Source organism: Lysinibacillus sp. VIII_CA (assembly GCF_049943995.1).
GTDB classification, from domain to species: Bacteria; Bacillota; Bacilli; order Bacillales_A; family Planococcaceae; genus Lysinibacillus; species Lysinibacillus pinottii.
This window is the reverse complement of sequence record NZ_JBNFXM010000047.1, coordinates 1-3704: the sequence shown is the minus strand read 5'-3', so window position 1 is coordinate 3704 and position 3704 is coordinate 1. Positions and strand designations below refer to the sequence as shown.

5 protein-coding genes are annotated in these 3704 nt (G+C 35.7%); 2 read left to right on the top strand and 3 right to left on the bottom strand.

The features are described 5' to 3' along the window. The coding region (locus ACP3VS_RS23965; protein WP_426390236.1) for a LamB/YcsF family protein at positions 1–207 on the top strand (207 nt) is incomplete at its 5' end. Positions 208–294: 87 nt separating this feature from the next. Here ACP3VS_RS23965 and ACP3VS_RS23960 read toward each other — a convergent pair. From ACP3VS_RS23960 to ACP3VS_RS23950, 3 genes are read right to left on the bottom strand one after another with little or no spacing between them, the layout of a single operon-like run. Next, positions 295–849, bottom strand: coding sequence for a phosphatase PAP2 family protein (locus tag ACP3VS_RS23960; RefSeq protein ID WP_099806473.1), 555 nt, complete (start codon positions 847–849; stop codon positions 295–297). Between the two features lie 7 nt (positions 850–856). Continuing rightward, positions 857–1822, bottom strand: a complete 966-nt coding sequence (locus ACP3VS_RS23955) for an LCP family protein (RefSeq protein ID WP_197223799.1) — start codon at positions 1820–1822, stop codon at positions 857–859. 16 nt (positions 1823–1838) lie between these two features. Further along, positions 1839–2489 carry a helix-turn-helix domain-containing protein gene (locus ACP3VS_RS23950; RefSeq protein WP_236249623.1) on the bottom strand — a complete coding sequence of 217 codons (651 nt, stop codon included), beginning with the start codon at positions 2487–2489 and terminating at the stop codon, positions 1839–1841. A gap of 343 nt (positions 2490–2832) precedes the next feature. Here ACP3VS_RS23950 and ACP3VS_RS23945 point away from each other — a divergent pair. Continuing rightward, positions 2833–3704, top strand: an 872-nt coding sequence (locus tag ACP3VS_RS23945; protein ID WP_426390234.1) for a cation:dicarboxylate symporter family transporter, incomplete at its 3' end; no start/stop codon positions are given.

Below are 3704 nucleotides of genomic sequence, written 5' to 3'. Positions count from 1 at the left end.
CGGGACTCGTTGAACAGGGAATTTAACCTTATAATTACAATTTATTTTGTAAGAATTTATAAAGTTTTAACATCGGCAAAAGAAGTATTGTCTGTACAGTCTCAAAAAATAAAAATAGTAGCACACACCTTATGTATTCATGGAGATGGTCCACATGCCTTGGACTTTGCTAAAAAGATTGCTGCGCTTAGACAGCAACTACATTAACAATAAAGTAGATGATTTCATGCATACCCAATTGAAACATAAAAAAGTTCGCATAAATGGCGAACTTTTTTGATTGGAAGAGCTTTATTATTTTACATACATTTTCCTGTGATGCCTAGAGTTTTCAACAAGATGAATTAGCCACATCACTATGTAGGTTACCCCTAATCCGATACAAGCACCTGCTAACACATCTAGAGGGTAGTGTACACCGATAAAAATTCTCGAAAGTGCCATGAGGCAGGCCATTACTAGGAGTACAGCTCCGATTTTTTTTCGCTTCCAAAGCAAAGCAAATGCTAAAGCAAATGCCCCTGCCGCATGATTACTTGGAAAAGATGGGTCTAAATTTGATTTTTCAAGTAATAATATGACGCTATGATTGACGAATGGCCGTGGTCGAAAATATATCATTTCTATCATTTTATCGATACCAAGTGTAAGAAAAGCGATCGTTACGGCATACATGACTATTTTTCTATTTTCATGCTGATTTTGAGCGTTTGAAAACCATAGCCATATCAATATTAATCCAAATAGGATAGGGCCATATTTTGAAAACAAGAGGACAACTTGATCTAAAGTAGAGTATTGTCCAGCAAATTGGTTGAGTAGTTTAAAAAGTTGATAGTCTATTGTCATGTTTTCTTTAAGAGGAAACTCCTTCTAGTTTAGACATTTGTACATCATCCTCGGTGGATAAAAACTTTTCTAATTCACTTTTATTTTTTTCCAAATCAATATCTAGAACTGCGCCTACATTTACATGTTTGTTTTCAAAAGAACTGGCAACAGGAATCCGTAAAGTATCTACCCCATTAGAGTGTCCATCCATTAAACCTTTCCCAATCGCCAGAATTGTTTTTTTGTCAACATTCGTATCGATGTATGCCTCTGCAACACCTAATATTTTTGGTAAATTCATTAAGCTGTGAAAACTAATTTGTTCTTTAACCTTTGTCAGAATTTCCTGCTGTCGTGCCACTCGTCCGAAATCGCTTAAACGATCGTGACGGAATCGAGCATATGCTAGTAACTGGTCACCATGTAACGTTTGTTCTCCAGGAAATAATGTCATGCCAATGCCATAGGACATTTCATATGGGATGTCCACATCAATTCCATTGGGAGCTAAAAGATCTACAATTTTAGGGAATCCTTCAAAATCAACGATCGCATAGTAATTAACATCAATATTAAAGTTTTGCTTAATCGTTTTTCTAACAAGTTCGGGACCTCCAAAAGCAAACGCAGCGTTTATTTTATTCTTTCCGTAATCTGGGATATCCACATACGTATCTCTCATAATGGAAACAATTTTTACTTGGTTCGTCGTTTGATTATAGTGACCAATCATTAACGCATCCGATCTACCTTCATCACCTCTAGTATCACTACCTATCAATAGGACATTAATCTCACCAAATTGTAGGTCTGCGCCTTGGAATGGCTCAAAAGTTTCCACAGCTTCAGCTTCATTGTTACTGTCGTCTTCTGCCATGGCCAATCCACTATTGTACTGATAAAACCAATAAACAATCCCCAATACAATCATCAATGCGAATATGAAACATGAATTTTTTAGCCATCTACGGCTTGTTTTACTACTTTCCATAAATTAATAAATCCACCTATCCGTTATTTTTCAACAAAGATTTTCCGGTAAGTTGTACTGCTATTGCATCATCTAAATAACCAATAGGGAATACATAGTCCGGAATTACATCTACAGGAATAATAAAATATAATAATGTGCTTCCAATTATTGTTAATTCAAATAATGTACCTTTATCTGAAGTAAATTTTTCATATAACTCTTTTAACTTATTGATAAATGGTCCGACACTACCTACTTTTTGAATCTTTTCGTTAAAACTCTTATGAATGGTATGTTTGCCTTCTTCCGTTTGAGAAAATAAACCATAATCGTCTAATTTCTTTTCAACATCCTGCACTGAAAACTGGTTGTTGTACACATTAGATGCCTTAAGAAAGGTTTGTATGGCATCAACAGAGGTATGAATATCAGATTGTAAATCTTCCTGTCTTTGTTCCAGTGGATATCCCGCTGCTTCAAATAGCTGAATGAATGGAACACCAAGGCAGTCAGCAAATTTTTCTACATGTTGTGGTGTAGCTTTTCGTTTATTATTAATTATCCGTGAAATCGTAGCCGTATCAATTCCTGTCAGTTCACTAAACTTCCGCATGGATAACGAACGCTCTTTCAATAGCTCTTTCAACAATAAACCGAGAGTCACATTTTCTTTTCTTTCCGTCATATTCGATTCTCCCTTCTTCATTAAAATAACTGTTGAACAGAAGTGTATAATGTTGTTGACAAATTGTCAACACTTGGCCATTATCATGTGGCCATATGGAAGTAATCACACCAGCAGCCTTATGTGATTAGTTAAAAGATTTATTAGCGCATTGGCGTGTCTTTAATGATGGTGATAGGCTGATACATCTAGGTAGAATGCAATTAATAGTAAGAAGCGGATAGGTCTTGTATTCAGACTTTTCGAAAAATAAAAAGTTTTTTTCATCGGATTTTGTCGGATTTTATAAGTATCTCTTATTATTAGGCAAGTCCCAAAAAATAATAGTAGGAGGTACGAAGGATTGAAAAAGAAGTTTAAAATTAGTTTAGCCAGTCAAATTTTAATTGGTTTGATTTTAGGGATTATTGTTGGGGGTATTTTTTACGGAAACCCCAAAATTGAAACCTATTTACAACCTTTAGGTGATATTTTCCTGCATCTAATTAAGATGATTGTTGTTCCCATTATTATTTCGACATTAATCGTTGGTGTTGCTGGTACTGGAGACATGAAGCAACTTGGGCGATTAGGCGGGAAATCCATTATTTATTTTGAAATTATTACAACAGTAGCTATCGTAGTTGGATTACTTTCCGCGAATATTTTCCAGCCTGGCGCTGGAATAAACATGAACGAATTATCTCAAGGGGATATTTCGAAATACGTGACAACTACAGAAGAAGTACAGCATGAAGGACCGTTTGATATTATTGTAGGCATAGTACCAACCAATATCATTCAGTCAATGGGTGAAGGCGACATGCTTGCAATCATATTCTTCGCTGTTATTTTTGGTTTAGGTGTTGCGGCTATTGGTGATCGAGGTAAACCAGTCTTAGACTTCTTCCAAGGAGTTGCCGATGCGATGTTCTGGGTAACTAACCTTGTGATGAAATTTGCACCACTTGGGGTATTTGGTTTAATTGGTGTAACCGTTTCCAAATATGGTTTTGCCTCTCTCATACCATTAGCTAAATTGGCTATCCTTGTTTACGCAACCATGCTATTCTTTATATTTGTCATACTTGCACTTGTTGCAAAATTCGCGGGTGTTAATATATTGTTCTTAATTAAAGTATTAAAAGATGAGCTTATTTTAGCATTCTCAACCGCAAGTTCTGAAGCTGTATTACCGCGTATTATGTTAAAAATGGAGAAATTAGGGGCTCCGAA